This window comes from Actinoplanes couchii (assembly GCF_016862075.1).
Classification (GTDB): domain Bacteria; phylum Actinomycetota; class Actinomycetes; order Mycobacteriales; family Micromonosporaceae; genus Actinoplanes; species Actinoplanes couchii.
The window spans coordinates 1-22,768 of the sequence record NZ_BOMG01000126.1 but is presented as its reverse complement, the minus strand read 5'-3'; the positions used below and the strand labels follow the sequence as shown (position 1 = coordinate 22,768).

General features: G+C 71.1%; 13 protein-coding genes. 5 read left to right on the top strand and 8 right to left on the bottom strand.

The annotated features are described in order from the left end of the window. Nucleotides 1-16 precede the first annotated feature (16 nt). The 8 genes from Aco03nite_RS48745 to Aco03nite_RS48710 form a co-directional block, all read right to left on the bottom strand. Nucleotides 17-808 (bottom strand): class I SAM-dependent methyltransferase, encoded by a 792-nt coding sequence (locus tag Aco03nite_RS48745; RefSeq protein ID WP_203809354.1) that lies wholly within the window; start codon nt 806-808, stop codon nt 17-19. Then, on the bottom strand, nt 805-1,644 hold the full coding sequence (locus tag Aco03nite_RS48740; RefSeq protein WP_203809351.1) for a class I SAM-dependent methyltransferase: 840 nt from the start codon (nt 1,642-1,644) through the stop codon (nt 805-807). Before Aco03nite_RS48740 ends, Aco03nite_RS48745 begins: the two co-directional genes overlap by 4 nt. Before the next feature lie 47 nt (nt 1,645-1,691). Then, nucleotides 1,692-2,669 (bottom strand): class I SAM-dependent methyltransferase, encoded by a 978-nt coding sequence (locus Aco03nite_RS48735; RefSeq protein WP_203809349.1) that lies wholly within the window; start codon nt 2,667-2,669, stop codon nt 1,692-1,694. A 74-nt stretch (nt 2,670-2,743) separates the two neighbouring features. Continuing rightward, the gene (locus Aco03nite_RS48730) at nt 2,744-4,078 is read right to left on the bottom strand and encodes an aldehyde dehydrogenase family protein (RefSeq protein WP_275415997.1); all 1,335 of its coding nucleotides are present in this window, start codon (nt 4,076-4,078) and stop codon (nt 2,744-2,746) included. 54 nt (nt 4,079-4,132) lie between these two features. Continuing rightward, nucleotides 4,133-4,315, bottom strand: a complete 183-nt coding sequence (locus Aco03nite_RS48725; protein ID WP_203809345.1) for an MbtH family protein — start codon at nt 4,313-4,315, stop codon at nt 4,133-4,135. 17 nt (nt 4,316-4,332) lie between these two features. Continuing rightward, nucleotides 4,333-5,664 (bottom strand): crotonyl-CoA carboxylase/reductase, encoded by a 1,332-nt coding sequence (gene ccrA / locus Aco03nite_RS48720; protein ID WP_203809343.1) that lies wholly within the window; start codon nt 5,662-5,664, stop codon nt 4,333-4,335. After that, nucleotides 5,661-6,419: a thioesterase II family protein gene (locus Aco03nite_RS48715; RefSeq protein WP_203809341.1), complete on the bottom strand. Its 759-nt coding sequence runs from the start codon at nt 6,417-6,419 to the stop codon at nt 5,661-5,663. The genes ccrA and Aco03nite_RS48715 overlap by 4 nt, the downstream gene beginning before the upstream one ends. A 5-nt stretch (nt 6,420-6,424) precedes the next feature. Further along, the gene (locus Aco03nite_RS48710; protein WP_203809338.1) at nt 6,425-7,252 is read right to left on the bottom strand and encodes an SAM-dependent methyltransferase; all 828 of its coding nucleotides are present in this window, start codon (nt 7,250-7,252) and stop codon (nt 6,425-6,427) included. Nucleotides 7,253-8,035: 783 nt separating this feature from the next. Between Aco03nite_RS48710 and Aco03nite_RS48705 the strand changes: the two genes are divergently transcribed. The 5 genes from Aco03nite_RS48705 to Aco03nite_RS48685 form a co-directional block, all read left to right on the top strand. Continuing rightward, complete coding sequence (locus Aco03nite_RS48705) at nt 8,036-9,136, top strand: cytochrome P450 (RefSeq protein ID WP_203809336.1); 1,101 nt, start codon at nt 8,036-8,038, stop codon at nt 9,134-9,136. 49 nt (nt 9,137-9,185) lie between these two features. After that, complete coding sequence (locus Aco03nite_RS48700) at nt 9,186-9,836, top strand: hypothetical protein (protein ID WP_203809334.1); 651 nt, start codon at nt 9,186-9,188, stop codon at nt 9,834-9,836. Nucleotides 9,837-9,863: 27 nt separating this feature from the next. After that, nucleotides 9,864-10,514 (top strand): FMN-binding negative transcriptional regulator, encoded by a 651-nt coding sequence (locus Aco03nite_RS48695; RefSeq protein ID WP_203809332.1) that lies wholly within the window; start codon nt 9,864-9,866, stop codon nt 10,512-10,514. Further along, nucleotides 10,504-21,294 (top strand): non-ribosomal peptide synthetase, encoded by a 10,791-nt coding sequence (locus Aco03nite_RS48690; protein WP_203809330.1) that lies wholly within the window; start codon nt 10,504-10,506, stop codon nt 21,292-21,294. The genes Aco03nite_RS48695 and Aco03nite_RS48690 overlap by 11 nt, the downstream gene beginning before the upstream one ends. Then, nucleotides 21,291-22,768: beta-ketoacyl synthase N-terminal-like domain-containing protein (locus tag Aco03nite_RS48685; protein ID WP_239146056.1), on the top strand; the 1,478-nt coding region annotated here is incomplete at its 3' end. The genes Aco03nite_RS48690 and Aco03nite_RS48685, both read left to right, overlap by 4 nt.

The following is a 22,768-nucleotide window of genomic DNA, read 5'->3' as shown; positions in this document are numbered from 1 at the left end:
CGCCGTACGCCCCGACTCACCGCCCCGACGGGCTGCCCCACACGACCGAGGCGACAGTTGTCACGAGGAGTGTGCCGTCCGCAGCCGCGTATCCGTCGACGACCGCGGTGACCTCGTCGGCGAATCGTGTCGCTTCTGCGTCCGTCATCAGCTCGCGTGCCAGAGAGGCGGTGGAGAAGAACTGCTCGACGTAATCGTGCACGGATTGGCGTAAGACCATCGGGGCGGTGTGATGCTGACCCCGGATATCCAGCAGATGCTGTTCGCTCAACCTGTCGGTGACGGAGAAACCAGGATTGTAGGCCGGGTTACGGGAATACCTGCCGATCACCGGTGTGAGTTCCGCAGCCCAGGGCAGATCGTGGTACTTCTGGTCCACGACGGCAAGCACACCACGTGGACTCAAGACTTGCGCGAGGCGACGGAGTGTGACCTGACCGTTCATCCAGTGCAGGCTCGCGCCAGCGGTGACCAGGGAGTACGGGCCCGTCACGGTCATCGTCTCGGCAGCCTGCGCCAGCCACCGGAGATTCTCTCGGTCGCCACCCGGTCGTTGCTTCCCGGCGGCGATCATCGCCGGGGAGATCTCCACGGCGTCGACGTGTTCGACGCGCTCGGCCAGCGGCCGGGCGATTTCTCCGTCACCGGCACCGATGTCGAGCACCCGTCCCGATTCGCCGGCCAGTGAGGTGAGCAGGTCGAAGACCTCCGCCGGATACGGTGGGCGGAAGACGTATGCCGCGGCGACTCCGGGATGGCGGAAGCTGTCGGCGAGTTCCGTCCGGCCCGCCCGCGCGGGCGTGATCATGGCGCCGTCTCCACGACCCGATAGATGCTCTGGCATCCCCACCACTTCTCCCAGATGCCGGGTAACGAGAAGCTGGCGACGAGTTCGGCGGGAAAGCTCAGCGGCCCGGACTTCTCGATGCGCACATACCGGTCGTCCGCGGCCTGACCCACTGACACGCTTCGTTGGGATTGCAGCCAATCGAAGACGTCCACCGCCGTGCCGCGATCCCAGATCTCCATACGCTGACGATAGTGGTCCGGAACCGGGAGCCCGGCCATGTCGTTCACCGCGGTGGGGAATTCGATCAGCGCCACACCCTCCGGCCGGAGCGTGCGCGACACCTCTTCCAGCAGACGCAGCTTGTCGCGGATCGAGTGCAGCGTCGCAACGCTGAAGATCAGGTCGAACGTCTCGTCAGCGAACGGCACACCGTTGTCAGCGTCGTGGACGTGGATGGTGGGGGGTGCGATGCCGGGGATGTCCAGCCCTTGGTCCCGGGCGAACTCCTCGATCAACTGTTGGTTGTAACCGGGTTCCACGTTGATGCCGTGCAGTTCGAGGCGATCGGAAGCCATCATGCGGAGGTCCAGAAGGACGTGCGCGTATCCCGTGCCGATCTCGAGGATCGTGAGCGACTCCCGGTCTTGCAGCAGCTGAGCGAACGTGGCACTCAGCGCGCCACCGAGACGCTTGTCTGCCTTCTGCAAGCCCCGCGAGCGACCGGCGTTCCACAGGCGTCTCCGGTCGCCGTCCTCCTCGGTCCACCAGTAGGTGGCCCGCGCCTCGGTCGGATTGTGTGCCCGGTACTTGCCCCCCGTCTGCGGGATCTGCACCGAAGTGTCGAAGTCCTCCACGACAGTTCCGTTCCTTCCTGTTCGCTGTCCGGGCCGCCGGCCGCGGCTCACGGATGTCGGCGGGCGATCACGAGTGAGCCGATGATCTGCGAGGTGCTGTGGCCGATCGCAAGCGTCACGGACGTGGCCCCGGGTAGTCGGCCGACCAAGGCAGACCACTCATCCGGGCGCAGGAAGCCGATGTCGGCGCGGTGCGGGCCGAGGGATACCTGCCCCCAGCCGGGAAGCAGAGCGAAAATCAGCTCCGGTCGCCACACGCGGCCGTCCGCAGGACGCGCTCCCTCCGTGAGAACCAGGTAGCCGCCCGGTGCGACCAGGCTCCAGCTGTGCAGGAGAGCCGCTTCGACGTCCGCCGCACAGTGCATCGCATTGGCGCCTGCCACGATGTCGAACCTCCCGGGGGGCAGCGACTGCTCCGCTGCCGGACGGGTGAAATCGAACGGCGCATACGCCATCCACCCGGGAGTGAACCGTCGGCGTGCGTCGCGAAGGAAGGTGGGGCTGATGTCGGTCATCACGTATCTGGACGGCGCGGCGTTTTCGGCCCGGCGGACGTATTCGGCCGTGAGGGCGCCGCTGCCCGCGCCGAGCTCCAGGATCCGTGCTCCGGCCGGTGCCAGCCGCAACATGGCTTCCACTGCCAGCCGCGCATAGGAACTCATGTGGTGCGAATGCGCTTGCAGGTCCGCCCACAATCGGCGATCCCCCTGCGGGAACACGAGGTCGACACCGGTACGGCGTCCGGATACGAAATCCGGTAGTGCGACCCAGCAGCGTTCGAGCATGCGGAACATGGGATCCTCGATGGCGGGCGCCGATCGTTCATTGACTCCGGCGGCCCGACCGGAAGACTCGTCCTCGGCGAGGATCCGGTCGATCAGGGCCAGGCCAGGCGCCGCCTGTGGCGCTGCTGACCGTCGCAGTGCGGTCATCGCGGCGCTCAGTCCCGGTTCCGGGCTGCCGGGACAGGCGGTCCGGGCGAACTCCCGGCAGAGCTCTCCCGCCCTGATGTCGAACTCGGCCATCACCTGTCGCGTCCTTGGCGGAACGGCCTCGCCGGAGAGCCGCGCCAGATCCGCGATAGGCGCCGGCATAGCCGTCACGAGATGTTGACCGTGATGGTCTTGGGTCGTTGATACTCGGCCAGTGCCAGGACGCTGAGGTCCGTGCCGTTTCCGGACTGCTTCCGCCCACCGTGCGGTAGGTCGCCGGTCTGCTCCAGATGGCAGTTCACCCAGACCTCGCCGGCGGAGAGCACGCGGGCGATTCTCATGATCTGACCCACGTCGCGTCCCCAGACGCTGGCTGCCAAAGCCTGTGAAACCCCGTTAGCGAGCGCGACGGCGTCCTCCAGCGATTCGGCCCGCTGCACGGTCAGAACCGGGCCGAAGACCTCCTCACGCACTGCCGGGTCCTCAGGGTCCAGGTCGGCCAGGACGATCGACGGGCGCCAGTACCCCTCGGACTCATCGGGGCTGACTGCCGTCGGCCCGCAATGGCGAATCTTGGCAGTACTCCGGTCCAGGATCGCGTCGAACCTAGCTGCCTGGTCGGTGTTGTTCAGTGGCCCGAAATCGACGCCGGCGCGACGTTCCCGCATCGCGTCGCCGAGCCGGCTCACCACCGTGTCGTACTGATCGGGCAGGGTGATGACTCGGGCGGGTGCCGCGCAGCTCTGGCCGGCATTGAGCGTGCTGGCCCGGGCCAGAGACACGTAGGTCTCGTCCGGTGCGTCCGGCAGAACGATGGCCGGGCAGTTGCCGCCGAGTTCGAGGCTCACCCGCCGCAGCCCGCCCCGGGATGCCACGTCGAGACCACCCACGGGGCTGCCGGTGAAGGCGACGGCATCGACAGCGGCCTCGACCAGGATGCGCCCGGTGTCGCGGTCCCCGGTCGCCACCGTGAGCACCCCCGGCCCGAGGGCCTCCGCGGCGCACTCGGCGGCCAGGAGCACGCTGTCGGGAGTGGTCTCGGCCGGCTTCAGCACCACAGTGTTGCCCGCGGCGAGCGCGGGTGCGCACCGCCACACCGCCATCAGCAGCGGATAGTTCCACGGGACGATCGCCGCCACGACGCCGAGAGGCTCCCACCGGACCCAGCTCTCCCGGTCGGCCAGCCGGTGCCCGCTGCCTGGGGTCAGATCACCGCGGACCACGCCCGCATAGAACCGGAGCAGATCGATGCACTCCGCGATCTCCGCCTCGGCCTCGTGCCGGGGTTTCCCGGTACCCGCCTGCTCGGCGGCGACGAAAACGTCTGCCCGATCCTCGATCGCGGCGGCGAGGTGCCAGATCCGCCGCGAGCGGTCGGCAGTGGCCAGACCGGCCCATCCAGTCGTCGCCCGGCGGGCTGCCGCGACGACCTCGGTCACTCTGTCTGCCCCCATGATCTCGAACGAGGAGCGGTGCCGAGCCGTTCGTGGATTGGTCAGCATCGACTTCATGAGCTCAAGACTATCGATCTATGGGGAATCGGCAATCCGTATCCGTCAATCCTGGCGCAGAGAGAGGGGGCGCATGTCCGTCCACACCCGGTCGATGTGGGCCAGGCACTCCTCCTTGCTGCCGTGGACGCCGGTGTCGTGCCAGCCTGGTGGGAGTTCGGCGGACTCCGGCCAGAGCGAGTACTGCTCCTCGTGGTTGATCAGGACGGCGTGACGGGTGTTCGGCACGAGCAGCGCCTCCGGTGTCAGCGAAAACGGTTGATGGCGGTCAGGTGGTGATCGCGCGTGGCGGGATCGGTGACGCCGCGGTCCTCAGTGGGGGACAGGCACAGGACCCCCACCTTTCCCTTGTGGCGGTTGTGGTGCAGGTCGTCGACGGCCCGGCCGACGTCGTCCAGGGCGTACACCGTGGACAGGGTGGGATGCACGCGGCCGCGGAGGATGAGGCGGTTGGCCTGCCAGGCCTCGTGGTAGTTGGCGAAGTGCGAGCCGAGGATGCGCTTCACGTTCATCCAGAGGTAGCGGTTGTCGAACTGGTGCTGATAGCCGCTCGTGGACGCACAGGTGACGACGGTGCCGCCGCGGCGGGCGACGTAGACGGAGGCGCCGAAGGTCTCCCGGCCCGGGTGCTCGAAGACGATGTCGACGTCCTCCCCGCCGGTCAGGTCGCGGATGCGGGAACCGAAGCGGCGCCATTCGCGGGTGTTCGGGGTGTGTTCATCGCTCCAGAAGCGGTAGCCCTCGGCCTCGCGGTCGATGACGGCCTCGGCGCCCATGCGCCGGCACACCTCGGCCTTGCTTTCGCTGGAGACCACACAGATCGGAGTCGCGCCGGCGGCCAAGGCGTACTGGACGGCGTACGAGCCCAGGCCGCCGGCGGCGCCCCAGATCAGCACGTTGTCGCCCAGCTTCATGCCGGCGCCGTGGTGGGAGACGAGCTGGCGGTACACCGTCGAGTTGACCAGGCCGGGCGAGGCGGCCTCGACCCAGGTCAGGTGGGCTGCCTTCGGCATGAGCTGGTTGGCCTTGACGAGGGCCAACTCGGCCAGGCCGCCGAAATTCGTCTCGTAGCCCCAGATGCGCTGCTCGGGATCGAGCATGCTGTCGTCGTGACCGGCAGCATCCTCCAGCTCCACCGACAGACAGTGCGCGACCACCCTGTCGCCGGCCCGCCAGCGCCGCACCCCGGGGCCGGTCCGCAGCACGACTCCGGCGAGGTCCGAGCCGACCACGTGGTACGGCAGGTCGTGCCGGGCCGCCGAACCCCCTGTGCGTGCGTATCGTTCGAGCATCGCGAAGGTGGGCACCGGGGTGAACAGCGCGCTCCACACGGTGTTGTAGTTGACCGCGCTGGCCATCACTGCGATCAGCGCCTCGCCCGGGCCCGGATCCGGTGTCGGAACCTGCCGGACGTGCAGGGAGTCGGCAGGCTTGCGGTCCCGGACCGGGACACCGTCGAACATCGTCTGCTCGTCCTTGAGCAGGACGGCGGCGCGGTAGCTGCCGGGCACCGGCAGCGCGGCGACCTCGCCGGGTGACGTGGCCTGCTCGAGTGTCTCCGCGAACCCGGGGATCATGGAGAGACGCCGGCGGTGATGACCCGGCCGATCGCTTCGGTGATCTGTGCTGCGTGATCGTTCAAAAAGAAGTGCCCGCCGCTGTACGGGGTCAGCGAGAAGCCCGCCGTCGTGTGCTCGCGCCAGGCCGAGGCCTCGTCGAGGGTCACCCGCGGGTCCGAACGCCCGGTGTAGACGTGGATCGGTGTCCGCAACGGCGGGCCCGGCACCCACCGGTACGTCTCGGCGGCTGTGTAGTCACCCCGGATCGCCGGCAGCGCCATCCGGATCAACTCGTCGTCGACGAGCAGCGACGCATGGGTGCCGCCGAGTGCCCGCATCTCGCGGAGTAGGCCCTCGTCGTCGAGTTGGTGAGTGGTCTCGACGTGGTGACGGGAGGGTGCCCGCCGGCCGCTGACGAACAGGGCCAGCGGTATGACGGCCCGGTCCTCGAGCCGCTGGGCGAGCTCGAAGGCGAGCGAGGCGCCCATGCTGTGGCCGAAGAGCGCCAGCGGCCGGTCGGCTTGGGCCAGCACGTAAGGGACGAGGGCGTCGGCCAGTTCGGCGATCGATTTGATGCACCGCTCGCCGCGACGGTCCTGACGCCCGGGGTATTGCACCGCCAGTACCTGCACCGCCGGGCTCAGCCGGGCTGAGACGGGGAAGAAGTAGCTGGCGGAGCCGCCGGCGTGCGGCAGACAGACCAGCTTCGTGGTAGCCGTGGCGGCCGGGTGGTAGGAACGGATCCACAGGTCCGCATCGGAGATGCGCGGCACACCGGTCACGATCGGCCCCCGGCCGGTGCGGCGGTGGCGACGAACAGCAGGCAGCCCAGGTCGGCGGCGGCACTGAGCGGCATGTTGGCCGCGGCGACGGCCTGCTGCTCAGCCGGGGCCATGGCGGTCGCGAAGGCCGCTTGGTCCTCCGGGGAGGCGTTCATCATCCGGGCCAGGGAGAGATGCACCGTGTTGGCGGTCAGATCCAGCAGCTCGACCGGCTCTAGCCCGGTGTCCTTCAGTAGCCGCCGATACTGCGCCAGCAACGGCAGCGGGGTGAACGTGGCGTTCGCCGGCGCCGTCACCTGATCGGGATCGGCACGCTCCACCAGGTCGGTCGCGACCAGCCGGCCGCCCGGCCGCAGCACCCGGCTCACCTCACGCAGTGCCCGGTCGCGGTCCATGTGCAGGATCGACTCGAATGCCAGGACGGCGTCGAACGAGTCGTCGGCGAACGGCATGCCGGTGCCGTCGGCCACCTGGAAGCTCACCCGATCGGCCAGGCCCTCCCGCCGGGCCCGGTCGTTGGCTTGCTCTACCTGACCGGCGCTGATGGTGATGCCGACGACCTCGACCTCAACGGCGCGAGCCAGGCGCAAGGCCGGCTTGCCGATGCCGCAGCCCAGGTCTAGGACGCGGCTGCCGGGGGCGGCCTCGAGCCGGCCGATCACCAGGTCGGTGAATCGGTCGGTCGCCGCCGCGACGGAGCTGGTGTCGCCGGGGCCGTCCCAGTACCCGAAATGGAAATTGTCGTCCCACAGTTTCTGCATGACGGGGCCGACAATGTCGTAGTAGTCGACTACGGCCAGGTCGTCATGATGAGGATCGGCCAACGATTTCACGCTCCCCCGGGATGGCGCACGGATTCTCTTATTCATGTAACGCTACGTATACGAAGAGTTTTACCGCGGCCTCGGCGCCAACGGTGAATGCATATTCATTCGACGAATGCGGGAGCTTCCTGGAGCCGCCTCCGTGAGTGGTGGCCGTCTCTGGCGAACCGCTCGGCGGGTAGATGATCGTCTCCCTGCGCTTCAGTCACGATAGACCATCGATGCCTTCCGGGTGCAACCCCTTGATCGTCAAGGATCGATCATCGGCTGCTTTAAGGGGTTGCCCCTAGCGGCTTCGACCTGCTTAGACGTTAACCACGAGCGGACTCGTGTTTTGGTCCACTTCGGGTGATGGTCATCTTGAGGGCGGTGTGACCGTGGTTGCGGTGGTGCCTGCCGGCGCGACTTCCATCTGGTCGTTCCGGTCTGCCGGGCTTCCGGTGCCGCACCCCGCACTCGCCGGCTATGGATCACGCGCGTCGATCTCTCTTGACGTTTCGGATGCCGGGCCGGGCGGGAGAATTTATGTGATCTGGGTCACATTGACATCCGTGTCATGCAACTTGCAGTCTCGGTTGCATGGCGTGGGGGGCGGCCGGAATGGCCACGAAGATGTTCATTTCTCGCTCGATGTTGGGGTTGCTTTCCCGGACCGGAGATCCGGTTGCCCGTCTTATTTCGAGGCGACCCGAGGAAGATCCGTACCCCATTTATGAACGCATCAGATTTGGTGGCGAGATAGTGAAAGGCAGCATCGGTGCCTTCGCCACCTGCGATCACGCCATGGCGTCCGCGATCCTCTCCGACAGTAAGCGGTTCGGCTCCTTCGCGGTGGCCAAGCACAAGCCGATCGACACCACCGTCCACGACGACGAGGGCCGGAGGCTCATCGTGCCGATGGACGACTCGTTCCTGTCGATGGACCCGCCCGACCACACCCGCCTGCGCCGCATGGTGGCGCCGTGGTTCTCGCCCCGGGCCATCCGGCAGCGCACCGAGACGATCGAGGCCATGCTCGAGGAACTCCTCGACGACCTCGGCCGCCGGGGCAGCTGGGACGCGGTCAACGATCTGTCCGTCCGGGTGCCGATCCGGGTGATCGCCGCCTTCTTCGGTATCGGCGAGGACAACTACGAGGACTTCCGGCGCTGGGGTGGCATCATCGGCACCTCGGTCGACGGCATTCGGACGATGAGCGACCTGCGCGACTTCCGGCAGATGCTGATCGAGATGCGCGACTTCTTCAACGATTTGATCGACAAGCGCACCACGGATCCGGGCGACGACCTGGTCAGCTTCATGGTGCAGGCCGCGCCCGAAGGCGAGCCGCTCACCGGCGACGAGATGATCGCCACCTGCGGTGTACTGCTCGGCGCGGGGTTCGAGACGACTGTCAACCTCATCGGCAACTGCGTCCTGACCGTGCTCGGCAACGAGGGCGTGCGGCAGCGGCTGTTGGCCGACCCAGAGCTGATCTCTGGTGCCGTCGAGGAAGTACTGCGCTGGGACGCTCCCGTCCAGTACCTGCTGCGAGTCACCACCGAGCCGGTGACCATGGGCGGCGTCGAGATCCCGGCCGATGCGCCGGTGTTCGTCGTGGTCGCCGGGGCCAACCGGGATCCCCGCGTTTTCGGCGACGATGCCGCCGAGCTCGACATCACCCGGCCCAACAGCCGTAAACACCTGACCTTCGGCGACGGTATCCACCTCTGCGTCGGCGCCGGTCTGGCCCGCATCGAGGCCGCGGCGACGCTGCGAGTGCTGCTGCGGAAGTTCCCCGATCTACAGCTCGCCGAAGGTGCGCAGCGCCGGCCGACGCGGGTGGTCCGGGGCATGACCACGCTGCCCGTCCGGCAGCCCGTCGCCGGAGCGGCCATGGCCTGACCGCCCGCACGACAGCACCACGGAACAACAAACGGGGGAAGGAAACACCATGACGGACCATGTGCGGCAGATGCTTGCGGCCGCCACCGACCAGTTCGTGCCAGCTCCGGGCGACAACACCTTCGTCGAACTGGCCACCCGGGGTGAACTCGCCCGGCCCACGATGCTCGCCTACGTCGCCGCCGAGACCGTCATCTTCACCAGCGATCAGGGCAGCTTCCTCACTCTGGCCGGCCGCTCGGCCGCGGAGCGCCAGTTTTTTCTCGGCCTCGCGATGGGCGAGACGATGGGCCTGGCCGCCCTTCCGGCGCTCGCGAGCGCGTACCGGGAGACCGCGCCGCCGTTGAGCGCCGAGGCTGACGCACTGTGCCGCGCCTACCCGTCGTACGTCGGCTGGCTCGCGCTCAACGCCGACCCGGCGGACGTCGTCTTCGGCCTGCTCGCCAACCTCCCCCACTGGTGCCAGGGGTTCGCCGGGCTGGCCAAGGCGCTGCGACAGCACCATGGCCTGGATGATGCGTCCGCCGCCTTCCTCGACGCGCTCAGCGTGCCGAACGCCCAGCTGCTGGAGCAGGGCGCGGCCCTCCTCGCCGACCGCCTCGCCGGTGGCTGGCGACCTGACACGGCGCAGTCCTACGCCCGCCTGCTGCGGAGCTACGACCTGCTGTTCTGGAACACCCTTGCCGCCTCGCAGCGCTGAGATCACGCTCCACGGATCGGACGCCACATGCTTGTGCCCCGAAATTTCGCGATCGAGAACGCCGGCCCCGTCGTCGAGCTGATGCGATCGAATCCTCTGGCCTGTCTCATCCTCGCCGGGAATACCCCGTCGGCGTCCCATCTGCCGGTGGTCCTCGCCGACGAGGAGCACGACGACCTCGCTGGAATCACCCTCCTCACGCACATGAACCGGAAGAACCCGCTGTGGGCGTCGCTCCGCGACGGTGTCCGGGTTCTGGTGATCTTCCAGGGACCGCGCGGCTACGTGTCACCGACCGTCTACGGCGTCAGTCCCGCCGCGCCGACGTGGAACTTCACCGTCGTCCACGCGCACGGCGTGGTGCGGCTGATCGAGGCCGGTGAGCCCACGCTGCGCGTGGTGAAGCACACGGTGCAGGTTCTCGAGCGCCGCTTCGGGGCGGGCTGGGACATGACCGGTTCGATCGGATACTTCGAGCGCATCGTGCCAGCCGTCGGCGCACTGGAGATCCACGTCGACGCGGTGGAGAGCATGTTCAAGCTGTCCCAGGACCAGCCGGCCGAGTTGCAGGCCAAAGTGGCGGCCGCGTTCGCCGGCAGCGGCCGCGGTACGCACCGCGAGCTCGCCGAGCAGATGTACACGCACCTTGACCTGAAGGTGGACGTCGATGGCTCCTGAACCGCTGACCGGCTTGCAGAACGCGCTGCGCCGCCTCAGGGAGCACACTCGGGACGCCGGCCCGGACGCCATTCCGCGTGCCGACCGTAATGCCACCCTGCCGCTCTCCTTCGCGCAGCAGCGGCTGTGGCTGGTGGATCGGCTCGCCCCGGGTGCGGCGTACAACGTGCCCCTGACGCTGCGCATGCGCGGTTCGCTCGACCCGGCTCGGCTCGGCGCGGCGCTGGCCGCCGTGGCCGAGCGCCACGAGGTGTTGCGCACGGTCATCCCCGACGAGGGTGGCCAGCCGGCGCAGCTGATCCAGCCGCCGGGCCCGGTGCCGGTGGCCGTCGCCGTCGCAGCCGGCGAGGACGCCGCGGCACGCCTGGTCGCCGCCGAGATCGCCCGGCCGTTCGACCTGGCCCGCGGGCCGTTGATCCGGGCGCTGGTGGTCCGGCTGGCCGACGACGACGACCAGATCCTGGCGCTGACCATGCACCACGTGGTCACCGACGCATGGTCGCAGGCGATTCTGTGGACCGAGCTGTGCACGGCGTACGCCGCGCTGGCGGACGGGAGCGAGCCGGCCTGGGCGCCGCTGCCGGTGCAGTACGCGGACTTCGCCGCCTGGCAGCGGCAGTGGCTGGCCGGCCCGGTCCTCGACCGCCAGTGGACATACTGGCGGCGTCAACTGGCCGGCCTGCCGGCCGCCCTCGAACTGCCCACCGACCGGCCGCGCGCGGCAGTGACGGCGTACGAAGGCGGCTCGTGCGAATGGAAGATCTCCCCGGCGGCGGCTCGCGCCGTCCGTCTGCTCGGCGAGCAGGAGAACGCGACACCGTTCATGGTGTTGCTGGGCCTGTTCCAGTTGGTGCTGGGCCGCTACGCCGGTACCGACGACGTGGCGGTGGGCTCGCCGGTGGCGAACCGGTCGCGGGCCGAGCTGGAGGGCCTGATCGGTTTCTTCGTCAACACGGTGGTGCTGCGGACGGATCTGTCGGGTGACCCGTCGTTCCGGGAGCTGGTGGTCCGGGTCCGTGAGACGGCGCTGGGTGCGTTCGCGCATCAGGAGCTGCCGTTCGAGCATCTGGTGGAACGGCTGGCCCCGGAGCGCGACCTGTCCCGCAACCCGCTGGTCCAGGTCGTCTTCCAGCTCGCCGGCAGCGTTCCCGACCTCGCGGCGTGGCCCGGCGCCACCGCGTCGATGTTCCCGGCCGGCCGTGAGTTCACCCGGATGGACCTTGAGGTCTACCTGTTCCCGGCGCCGGATGGTGGCCTGTACGGGCGGATCGTCCACAGTCGTGCGCTGTTCGACGACGCCACCGTCGAACGCCTCGCCGATCACCTCGGTCGCGCCCTCGACCAAGTCCTCGCCGACCCGGACCGGCCGACCTCGGCGGTCGAACTGCTCGGCACGAGGGAACGGGACCAGGTCCTGCGTGCCCGCAACGACACGGATCGGCCGCTGCCCGAGGCGTCACTGCCCGATCTGCTCGACGACGTGGCGACTCGCGTCCCGCAAGCCGTCGCGCTGGACCTGCCCGGCGGTGGCCGCGTCACCTACGCCGAGCTCGCCGCGCGTGCCTACCGGCTCGCCCACCGCCTGCGAGCGGCCGGGGTCTCGGCCGAGGAACCGGTCGGGCTGTACCTCGACCGTGGGGCGGGCATGATCGTGGCGATCCTCGGCGTGCTCGCCGCGGGCGGCGCCTACCTGCCCCTCGATCGCCGGGATCCGCGCGCTCGTACCCAGCAGATCCTCGCCGGATCGGGTGCGCGACTGGTGCTCAGCGACCGGCCGGACTCGTTCGACGGCGTCGCCGTGCTGCCGGTCGAGATGCCCGGCGGCCTGTCGGCCCGGCCCGCCGTGCGGCCGCACCCGGACGCCCCGGCCTACGTGATGTCGACGTCCGGGTCGACCGGCGAACCCAAGGGCGTCGTGGTGACCCATCGCAACGTGATCGCGCTCGCGCTGGACGAACGGTGGCGCAACGGCAACCACGACCGAGTCCTGCTGCATTCGCCGTACGTCTTCGACGCCTCGACCTATGAGATCTGGGCACCGCTGCTGGCCGGCGGCTGCGTCGTGGTGGCGCCGCCCGGCGATCTCGGGCTGCACGAGCTCGGCCGGGCCATCGTGGACGGGCGGGTCGGTGGTCTGTGGCTGACCGCGGGCTTGTTCTCCGCGCTGGTAGCCGAGAATCCCGGATGCTTCCGCGAGGGCCGGGTACGTGAGGTCTGGACCGGCGGCGAGGCGGTGCCGCCCGAGGCGGTGGCCGCGCTGCTGGCCGAGAACCAGGCGATCACCGTCGTCGACGGGTACGGACCGACCGAGACCACGACTTTCGCGACCTCGTACGCGATGACCGCCGACCGGTCGCCGCACGGTCCCGTCCCGATCGGCCGTCCCATCGACAACAGCCGGGTGTACGTACTCGACCGTCGGATGCGGCCGGTGCCGGACGGCGTGGCGGGTGAGCTGTTCATCGGCGGTGCCGGTGTCGCACGCGGATACCACCGCCGGCCCGGCCTGACCGCCGAGCGGTTCCTCGCCGACCCGTACGGTGCACCCGGTAGCCGGATGTATCGCACCGGTGACCGGGCGCGATGGACCGCAGAGGGCGTCCTCGAGTACCTCGGCCGGGCCGACGACCAGGTCAAACTCCGGGGTCTGCGGATCGAGCCCGGCGAGGCCGCCGCCGTCCTGGAGCGCCAGGAGCCGGTGACCGCCGCGGCCGTCATCGTCCGTGAGGACCGGCCGGGTGACAAGCGACTGGTCGCGTACGTGGTACCGGCCGTGCCCGGCGACGACCCGTCCGCCCGGCTGCGCGCCGCTCTGGAGGACCGCCTGCCCGGTTACCTCGTACCGTCGGCCTTCGTCATGGTCGATGCTCTGCCGCGTACCGCCAACGGCAAGCTCGACCGCCGTGCCCTGCCCGCCCCCGGCCGGCCGGAGACGGAGGCCGGCGCAACCGCCCCCGCGACCGACCGGGAGAGGGCCATCTGCGCGGTCTTCGCCGAGGTGCTCGACCGGCCCGCGGTCGGACCCGATGACGGCTTCTTCGCCCTCGGCGGCCACTCGCTCATGGCTGCCCGGGCAGCGGCGCGATTGCAAGAGCGGCTCGGTGTCGAGGTCCCGCTGGGGCAGATGTTCCGGCATCCCACCGCGCGGGCGCTGGCGACCGCCCTGCCATCGGGCGGGACGCAGACCTGCCGCATCACTCCGGCCCGCCGGGACCGGCCGCTGCCGCTCTCGTCCGGGCAGCAGCGGCTGTGGTTCGTCGACCAGCTCGCGCCCGGCGGCAGCGCGTACAACGTACCCTTCGCGGTTCGCGTGCGCGGCCCGGTCGACGCCGGCGTACTCGCTGCCGCTCTGTCCGCTGTGGTGGCACGGCATGAGGTGCTGCGCACCGTCTTCCGCGAGGACGGCGACGAGCCGGTCCAGGTGATCCGGCCGGCAGCGCCGGTGCCGGTACCCCTCGTCGACGCCGCGGACGAGGCGGAGGCCCGCCGCCGGGTGGGCGAGGACGCCGGGCGCGGCTTCGATCTGGCGACCGGCCCCCTGGTCCGGGCCCTGCTCGTGCGGCTCGCCCCCGACGACCACGTCGTCGCGGTGACCATGCACCACGCGGTGACCGACGCCTGGTCGCAGGGCGTTCTCGGCGCCGAGCTGTCGGCGGCGTACGCCGCGCTGGCGACGGGTTCACCGCCGGCGCCGGAACCTCTTCCGGTGCAGTACGCCGACTTCGCCGTCTGGCAACGTGACAGGCTCTCCACCGAGCGCGTGGCGGATCTGGCCGGTTACTGGCAACACGTCCTGGCCGGCCTGGTCCCGCTGGAGCTGCCGGCCGACCGGCCACGGCAGCCGGTCGCCGCGCCCGAGGCCGGCTGGTACGACTTCCGGCTGCCGGCCGATGTGGTGACCACGGCGCGAGCGCTGGCCGAGCGTGCGGACGCGACGCTGTTCATGGTGTTTCTGGCCCTCTTCCAGATGGTGTTGGGCCGCACCGCGGACACCGATGACGTCGCCGTCGGTTCGCCGGTCGCCAACCGGCCGCGCCCGGAGCTGGAGGGCTTGATCGGTTTCTTCGTCAACACGGTGGTGCTGCGGACGGATCTGTCGGGTGACCCGTCGTTCCGGGAGCTGGTGGTCCGGGTCCGTGAGACGGCGCTGGGTGCGTTCGCGCATCAGGAGCTGCCGTTCGAGCATCTGGTGGAACGGCTGGCCCCGGAGCGCGACCTGTCCCGGCATCCGCTGGTGCAGGTGGTGTTCCAGATCGTCAACACGCCGTCGTTCGGCCGGCTGGACGACGCGACCGGGCCGGTGGAGATGTTCACGCCCGACCGGATGTCCACCCGGGTCGATCTGGAACTGCACCTGGTCGAGCAGGATGACGGGTCGATGGCCGGGCGTGCGGTGTTCAGCGCCGCCCTGTTCGACCGGCCGACCGTGACGCGGCTACTCGACCGGTTCACCGAGGCCGCCCGCGAGGTCCTGCCTGATCCCGACCGGCGGATCGGTGCCTATCGGCTGCTCGGCCCGGCTGAGTTCGACGCGGTCCTGCACGGCTGGCAGGGCGCGGAACCGGAGGTTCCGGACGCCACGCTCACCGAGCTCTTCGCCGAGCAGGCCCGGCGGACGCCGGACGCGGTGGCCGCCTGTCAGGACGACCACACGGTGACGTACGCGGAACTCGACCGCGCCTCGAACCGTCTGGCTCACCGGCTCGTGGAACTCGGCCTGACCGCCGAGGGTGTGGTGGGCCTGGACCTCGGCCGCTCGCCCGACGTGGTGACGGCGGTGCTGGCGGTGCTCAAGGCCGGGGGTGCCTACCTGCCGCTGGATGCGCGCAACCCGGCTGCCCGCCGGCTCACGATGCTCACCGAGGCCGGCGCGCGCCTGGTCCTCACGGACTGGCCGGAGCGGACGGCCGAAGCCGTACGGGGTACCGGGATCGTGGCCGTGGACGTACGCGAGAGCGTCGCCGGCCACCCCGGCACGCCACTGGAGCCGCGGGCACGGCCCGGCTCACTGGCATACGTCATCTACACCTCCGGGTCGACCGGCCGGCCCAAGGGCGTCGGAGTGACCCACCGCAACGTCGCGGGCTTCGCGCTCGACGAGCTGTTCACCGGTGGCCACTACGAACGGGTGCTGGTGCACTCCTCGTACGCCTTCGACGTGTCCACCGCGGAGACGTGGCCTGCGCTGCTCGGTGGCGGGACGCTCGTCTTCGCGCCTCCCGGCGACCTGGACGCGTCGACGTACCACGACATCGTCCGCCGGCACGGGGTCACCGCGCTGTTTCTCACCCCGGGTCTGCTCGACCTGCTGGCCGACGAGTGCCCGGAGACGTTCGCCTCGGTGCGCGAGGTACAGGCCGGCGGTGACAAGGTCTCCGCGGCCACCGTCTCCGGCCTGCTCGACCTGCATCCCGGCCTGGAGGTCGTCGACGTGTACGGGCCGACCGAGGCCACCGTGATCGCCACCGGGTTCCGGATGAACGCCCGGTCCCGCCCGGCCGCCGGCGCCGTCCCGATCGGCCGGCCGCTGCCCAATCGTCGGGTGCTCGTCCTCGACCGGCAGCTGCGGCCGGTACCGGTCGGTGTGCCCGGCGACCTGTACGTCTCGGGCATCGGCCTGTCCCGCGGCTACCTGAACCGCCCCGGCCTGACCGCGGAGCTGTTCCGGCCCGACCCGTACGGCCCGCCCGGCAGCCGCATGTACCGCACCGGCGACCTCGGCCGCTGGCGCCCCGACGGCAACCTCGAATACCTGGGCCGCGCCGACGAACAGGTGAAGATCCGTGGCTTCCGGGTCGAGCCCGGTGAGGTCGAGGCCGTACTGCGCGACCACGAGCGGGTGGCACAGGCGCTCGTCGTCGCGCGGGACGGCGGTCCGGCCGGCCTCAGCCTGATCGGCTACATCGTGGCCGGCGCCCCCGTGAGCGAGGAGGAACTGCGCGCCCACGCGGTCGCCGCCCTGCCGGACTACATGGTGCCGTCCGCGTTCGTGGTGCTGCCCGCGCTTCCGTTGACCAGCACCGGAAAGGTCGACCGGCGGGCGCTGCCGGACCCCGGCCCGGCCGTGCGCCCCGGCCTGGTCGCGCCCCGCACACCGGACGAGGAACTGCTCTGCGGCATCTTCGCGGACGTTCTCGGCGCGGCGGAGGTGGGCATCGACGACGGTTTCTTCGCCCTGGGCGGCCACTCCCTGCTGGCCACCCGGATCGTCTCCCGGATCCGTGCCGCCACCGGACTGGCCGTGTCCCTCGAAGCACTGTTCCGCAACCCGACCCCGCGCACGCTCGCCGAGACCCTGCCGCGCCGGCGGCCCGGCGCGGCGGAGTCCGGCACGATCCGGCCGGTGGGCCGCGACCGGCCGCTCCCACTCTCGTCCGGACAGCGGCGGCTCTGGTTCCTGGACCGGCTCGCCCCCGGCACCGATTCCTGGAACGCCACCTCGGCGATCCGCCTCCGCGGTGCGCTGAACGTCAGCGCCCTGCGCACCGCGGTGTCCGCCGTGGTGTCCCGGCACGAGGTGCTGCGCACCGTCTTCGACGCCTCCGGCGGTGAACCGCGCCAGGTCGTACAGCCGGCCGGGCCGGTGCCGTTCGAGGTCGTCACCGGCGACCCGGCGACGGCGGTGGCGGCCCTCGCCGCCCGCGGCTTCGACCTGACCACCGGCCCGCTGCTGCGCGTGCTGGTGGTGGCGCTCGCCGACGACGACCACGTGGTCGCGTTCGGCATGCACCACGTGGTCACCGACGCCTGGTCACTGGGGGTGCTCTGGCGGGATCTGGTGCGGGCGTACGACGCCGCGCTCACCGGGGCCGCGCCGGACTTCGCGCCCCTGCCGATCCAGTACGCGGACTTCGCGGTCTGGCAGCGTGACCGGACGAGTGGCCCGGAGCACGAGCGGGAGTGGGCGTACTGGCGTGAGCGGCTCAGCGGCTGCTCGTTCGTGCTCGACCTGCCGGCCGACCGTGCCCGGCCCGCGGTGGCCGCCCATGACGCCGGCACCGTCGAATGGGTCATCCCGGCCGAGGTGGCGAACGCGGTGCGCGCACTGGCCGAGTGCTCGAACGCGACCGTGTTCATGGTCCTGCTCGCCGTCTTTCAGCTGGTCCTCGGCCGGCACGCCGGAGCCGACGACGTTGCGGTCGGCTCGCCGGTCGCCAACCGGCCGCGCCCCGAGGTCGAGGACCTGCTCGGGTTCTTCGTCAACACCGTGGTGCTGCGCACCGACCTGTCCGGCGATCCGTCGTTCCGTACCCTCGTCGGCCAGGTACGCGAGACCGCGCTCGGCGCGTTCGCGCACCAGAGCCTGCCGTTCGAGCATCTGGTGGAGCGGCTGGCCCCGGAGCGCGATCTGTCCCGGCATCCGCTGGTGCAGGCGGTCTTCCAGATCGTCAACACGCCGTTCGACCGGATGCCGTGGCCGGGAGCCGACGCCGAGGTGTTCGAGTCCGGCACCGCCGGCACACGCCTCGACCTCGAACTGCACCTGGTCGAACGGGACGACGGGATGATCAGCGGCCCGTTGGTCTACAGCAGCTCGCTCTTCGGCCCCGCGACCGCGGCCCGCCTCGTCGGCCACCTCGGCACCGCGCTGGCCGCCGCGGTCGCCGACCCGGACCTGCCGCTGTCCGGCATCCCGCTCAGTGACTCCGCCGAACGGACCGCCCTGCTCGCCCTGGGCACCGGCGCCCGGAGCGACATCCCGGCGACGCCGCTGCCGGTCCTGCTCATGGAGCAGGCGCGCCGCACGCCCGAGCTGACCGCGGTCGAGTACGAGGGCGACAAGCTCACCTACGCCCAGCTGCTGAGCCGTGCCAACGGCCTCGCCCACCGGCTCCGCGCGGCCGGGGCCGGACCCGACCGGCTGGTCGGGCTCTGCCTGCCCCGCGGCCTCGACATGATCGTCGGACTGGTCGGCATCCTTCAGGCCGGCGCCGCGTACGTGCCGGTCAACGCCGATCACCCGGCCGAGCGCGTCCGCTACGTCATCGCGAACGCACGGATGGACGTGGTGGTCACCGAACCCGGCGCGCGTGGCCTGTTCGACGGGCCGGTCCGCACGGTCGTCGAGCTGGACGGCGCGGTCACCGAGACGCCACCGGACACCGGCGTCACGATCGACCACCTCGCCTACGTCGTCTACACCTCGGGCTCGACAGGCACGCCGAAGGGCATCGCGATGCCCGGCCGGTGTGTGGTCAACATGCTCGAGTGGCAGAAGCGGGCCGTGCCGGGCGGTCCGGGCACCCGCACTGCGCAGTTCACCGAGCTCACCTTCGACGTGCACGTCCAGGAGGTGCTGTCGGCGTTGCTGTACGGCGAGACGCTGGTGGTGCCGCCGGCGGCGATCCGGCGTGACCCGGTGGCGTTCGTCGGCTGGCTGAGCCGTACGGCGGTCAACCAGATGTTCGTGCCGAACGTCATGATCCGGGCGGTCGCCGGGGCCGCCCGCCGTACCGGTGCCGACCTGAGCGCGCTGCGGCACATCAGCCAGGCCGGCGAGGCGCTCTCGCTCGACGACGACCTGCGCGCGCTGGCCGGACGTCGCCCGCGCCCGCGGATCCACAACCACTACGGCTCCACCGAGGTGCAGGTGGTTACGGCGTACACAGCGCCGGAGGATCCGGTGGAGTGGCCCGGCGTGGCGCCGGTCGGCGCGCCGACGTGGAACCACAGCATCTACGTCGTCGACGAGCTGATGCGGCTCGTCCCGACCGGGGTGGCCGGCGAGATCTGCGTGGCCGGGCCCGGACTGGCCCGCGGCTACGTGGACCGGCCGGGGCTGACGGCCGAGCGGTTCGTCGCCGACCCGTACAGCGAGCCCGGCGCCCGGATGTATCGCACCGGCGACGTCGGCCGATGGCGCACCGACGGTCTGCTGGAATACCTGGGCCGTGCCGACGACCAGGTGAAGATCCGTGGCTTCCGGGTGGAGCCCGGTGAGGTCGAGACGGTGCTGCGCCGGCACGACGCGGTGTCGGCGGCCGCGGTCGTCGCGCGGCCCGACGGCGCCGGCGGCCGCCGGTTGGTGGCCTACGTGGTGCCGGTGGCCGGTGCCGACACCGGTTCGCTGCGGGCGCACGTGGCCGCGGCCGTGCCGGAGTACATGGTGCCGTCGGCGTTCGTGACCGTGGCCGAGTTCCCGCTCACCTCGACCGGCAAGATCGACCGGCGTGCGCTGCCCGATCCGGGCGTGCGCGGCGAGGTCACCGCCGGATATGTGGCGCCCCGCACAGCCGAGGAGATCGCCGTCTGCGCGGTCTTCGCCGAGTTGTTCGGCGGCGGGCGGATCGGCGTGGACGACGACTTCTTCGCACTCGGCGGCCACTCGCTGCTGGCCACCCAGGTGGTGACCCGCCTCGAAGGCGCCACCGGCGTGCCGCTTCCCCTGGCGGACGTCTTCCGGCTGCGCACCCCGCGCGCGGTGGCGGCCGCGCTCGCCGAGGCCCCACGGGCGGCGGCCGGACGCGTCGAGCCAGCTGGCCGGGAGCGGCCGCTGCCGCTGTCCTACGCCCAGGAGGGCTACCTACTGATGGAAGGACGGCAACCCGGGAGTCCCCTGTGGAATGTGCCGTTCATGATGCTGGCGGCCGGGCCGCTCGACCTCGGCGCGCTCGGTCACGCCGTGACGCTGCTGCTGAGCCGGCACGAGGCGCTGCGAACGACCGTCACCGGGACGGCCCAGCACATCGGCCCGGTGACCCCGGTGACGCTGGTGGCCGAGCCGGTGCCCGGCCGCACGCCGGAGGAGCGCGAGCGGGCCGCCCGGGATCTCGCCGCGGAGGAGGCGGCCCGGTCGTTCGACCTGGCTCGGGGGCCGATCCTGCGGGCTCGGGTGCTGCGGCTCGAACCGGATCGCCACGTGATCATGCTGACCACCCATCACATCGCCACCGACGCCTGGTCACAGGAGTTGCTCTGGGGCGAGCTCGCGACCGCGTACGCGGCCCGGCTCGAAGACCGGAAACCCGGGCTGTCCCCGCTGCCCGTGCAGTACGCCGACTTCGCGGTGTGGCAGCGCCGGGCCCTCGACATCGAACGCCTGTGGTCGTACTGGTCGGAGACGCTGTCCGGGCGGGCGCCGTTCGCGCTGCCCACCGACCGCGCGCGGACCGTCGCCGACGACCCCGGCGGCGACTCGGTCGTGTGGCCGATCGACGCGGACCTGGTGCGCGCGGCCACCCGGTGGGGCGCCGAGCAGGACACCACGCTGTTTACGACGCTGCTCGCCGCCTTTCAGCTCACCCTCGCCGCGGCCGCCGGCAACGACGACGTCGTGGTGGCGTCGCCGGTCGCCGGTCGCACCCGCGCCGAGATCGAGCCGCTGGTCGGCGGCTTCGCCAACATGCTGCTGCTGCGTACCCGCGTCGGCGGTGACCCGACCGGCCGCGAGCTGCTGGACCGGGCCTCGGCTACGGCCACCGGCGCGTACGCGCATCAGGCCATGCCCTACCACCTGCTGGTCGAGCGCCTCGGCGACGACCAGCCGGCCCGCGTGATGTTCCAGCTGATCAACGCCTCACCCACGCGGGTGTCGCTGGCCGGCGCGCGGCTGGAGCCGTTCGACTACCGCCGGGTGACGGTCCGGATGGAGCTGGAGGTGACCCTGATGTCCCACGACGGTGAACTCACCGCGCACGCGCTGTACCGGACGTCGCTGTTCGACCGGACCACCGTCGAACGGCTGCTCAGTGACTTCACCGCGGTGCTGGGCGCGCTGGCGGCCGACCCCGAACGGCCCGTCTCCACCGTGCTCCCGGCGGCCGTCGAGGCTCGGCGATGACCGCGATCGCCCTGGTCGGGATCGGCTGCCGGCTGCCCGGCGCGCACGGCCCGGACGCCTTCTGGCGCCTGCTGCGCGACGGCCGCAGCGCGGTCACCCGCTCCGATCGGCCCGGCACGCCGGCCTGGGGTGGCTTTCTCGACGGCCCGGACCTGTTCGACGCCGCGTACTTCGGGATAACACCGCGCGAGGCGGCCGCCATGGATCCCCGGCAGCGGCTGCTGCTGGAGGTGTGCGTCGAGGCGCTGGAGGACGCCGGCCTGCCGCTCGATCGTCTGCGGGGTACCGATGCCGCGGTCCTCGCCGGCGCCATGTGGGACGACTGGTCGAGCGTCACCGCGGCTGCCGGGCCGGCCGCGCTCGGCCCGCACACCATGACCGGCGTGCACCGCGGCCTGCTGGCCAACCGGGTGTCGTACGCGCTGGGCCTGCGCGGGCCGAGCCTGACGGTCGACACGGGGCAGTCGTCGTCGCTGGTGGCGGTCCACCTGGCGGCCGAGAGCCTGCGCCGTGGTGAGACCGGGCTGGCCCTGGTCGCCGGTGTGAACCTGATGGTGGCGCCCGAGTCCACAGCGATCACCGAGAGCTTCGGCGGGCTCTCACCGGACGGGCGCTGTTTCACGTTCGACGCGCGGGCCAACGGTTTCGTCCGCGGCGAGGGCGCCACGGTGGTGGTGCTGAAGACGCTGGACGCCGCGATGGCGGCCGGCGACCCGATCTACTGCGTGATCCGCGGCAGCGCGGTGAACAACGACGGCGCCACCGACGGCCTCACCGTGCCCAGCTCTGCCGCGCAGGCGTCGGTGGTGCGGGCCGCGCAGGAATCGGCCGGCGTGCGCGCCGGGGAGGTGCAGTACGTCGAGCTTCACGGCACCGGCACCGCGGTCGGCGACCCGATCGAAGCGGCCGGCCTCGGCGAGGTGTTCCGCGGTGGCGCCCGTCCGGTCCGGGTGGGCTCGGTCAAGACCAACATCGGTCACCTCGAGGGCGCGGCCGGTCTGGCCGGCCTCATCAAGACCGCCCTGGCCGTACGCCATCGCGAGGTGCCGCCCAGCCTCAACTTCGCCACGCCGAACCCGCGGATCCCGCTGACCGAACTCAACCTCGAAGTCGGGCGGGAACGGTCGGCCTGGCCGGACGGCGACCGTCCACTCGTCGCCGGGGTGAGCGCGTTCGGCATGGGCGGGACGAACTGCCACGTGATCGTCGGCGAGGCGCCGGCGGCACCGCCCGCGCCCACCGGCGAGGCAGCCGGGCCGTTCCCCGTGCTGCTCTCCGCCCGCACGCGGGAAGGACTGGCCGCTCAGGCCGGGCGCCTGGCCGCATTCCTGGACTCGCGGCCCGGCCTCAGCGCGGTCGACGTGGCGTACTCGCTGGCCACCACGCGGACCGCTCATCCGCACCGGGCGGCGTTCCTGGCGGCCGACCGCGCCGAGTTGGCGGAGCGGCTGGCGACGTGCGCCGACGGTGCGGG

Coding starts and splice junctions, on each gene's coding strand:
- Aco03nite_RS48695 (WP_203809332.1), top strand. CDS start 9,864: ATGCTTGTGCCCCGAAATTTCGCGATCGAGAACGCCGGCCCCGTCGTC.
- Aco03nite_RS48705 (WP_203809336.1), top strand. CDS start 8,036: ATGGCGTCCGCGATCCTCTCCGACAGTAAGCGGTTCGGCTCCTTCGCG.
- Aco03nite_RS48735 (WP_203809349.1), bottom strand. CDS start 2,669: ATGGCCGAGTTCGACATCAGGGCGGGAGAGCTCTGCCGGGAGTTCGCC.
- Aco03nite_RS48730 (WP_275415997.1), bottom strand. CDS start 4,078: ATGCTGACCAATCCACGAACGGCTCGGCACCGCTCCTCGTTCGAGATC.
- ccrA (WP_203809343.1), bottom strand. CDS start 5,664: ATGATCCCCGGGTTCGCGGAGACACTCGAGCAGGCCACGTCACCCGGC.
- Aco03nite_RS48690 (WP_203809330.1), top strand. CDS start 10,504: ATGGCTCCTGAACCGCTGACCGGCTTGCAGAACGCGCTGCGCCGCCTC.
- Aco03nite_RS48700 (WP_203809334.1), top strand. CDS start 9,186: ATGACGGACCATGTGCGGCAGATGCTTGCGGCCGCCACCGACCAGTTC.
- Aco03nite_RS48745 (WP_203809354.1), bottom strand. CDS start 808: ATGATCACGCCCGCGCGGGCGGGCCGGACGGAACTCGCCGACAGCTTC.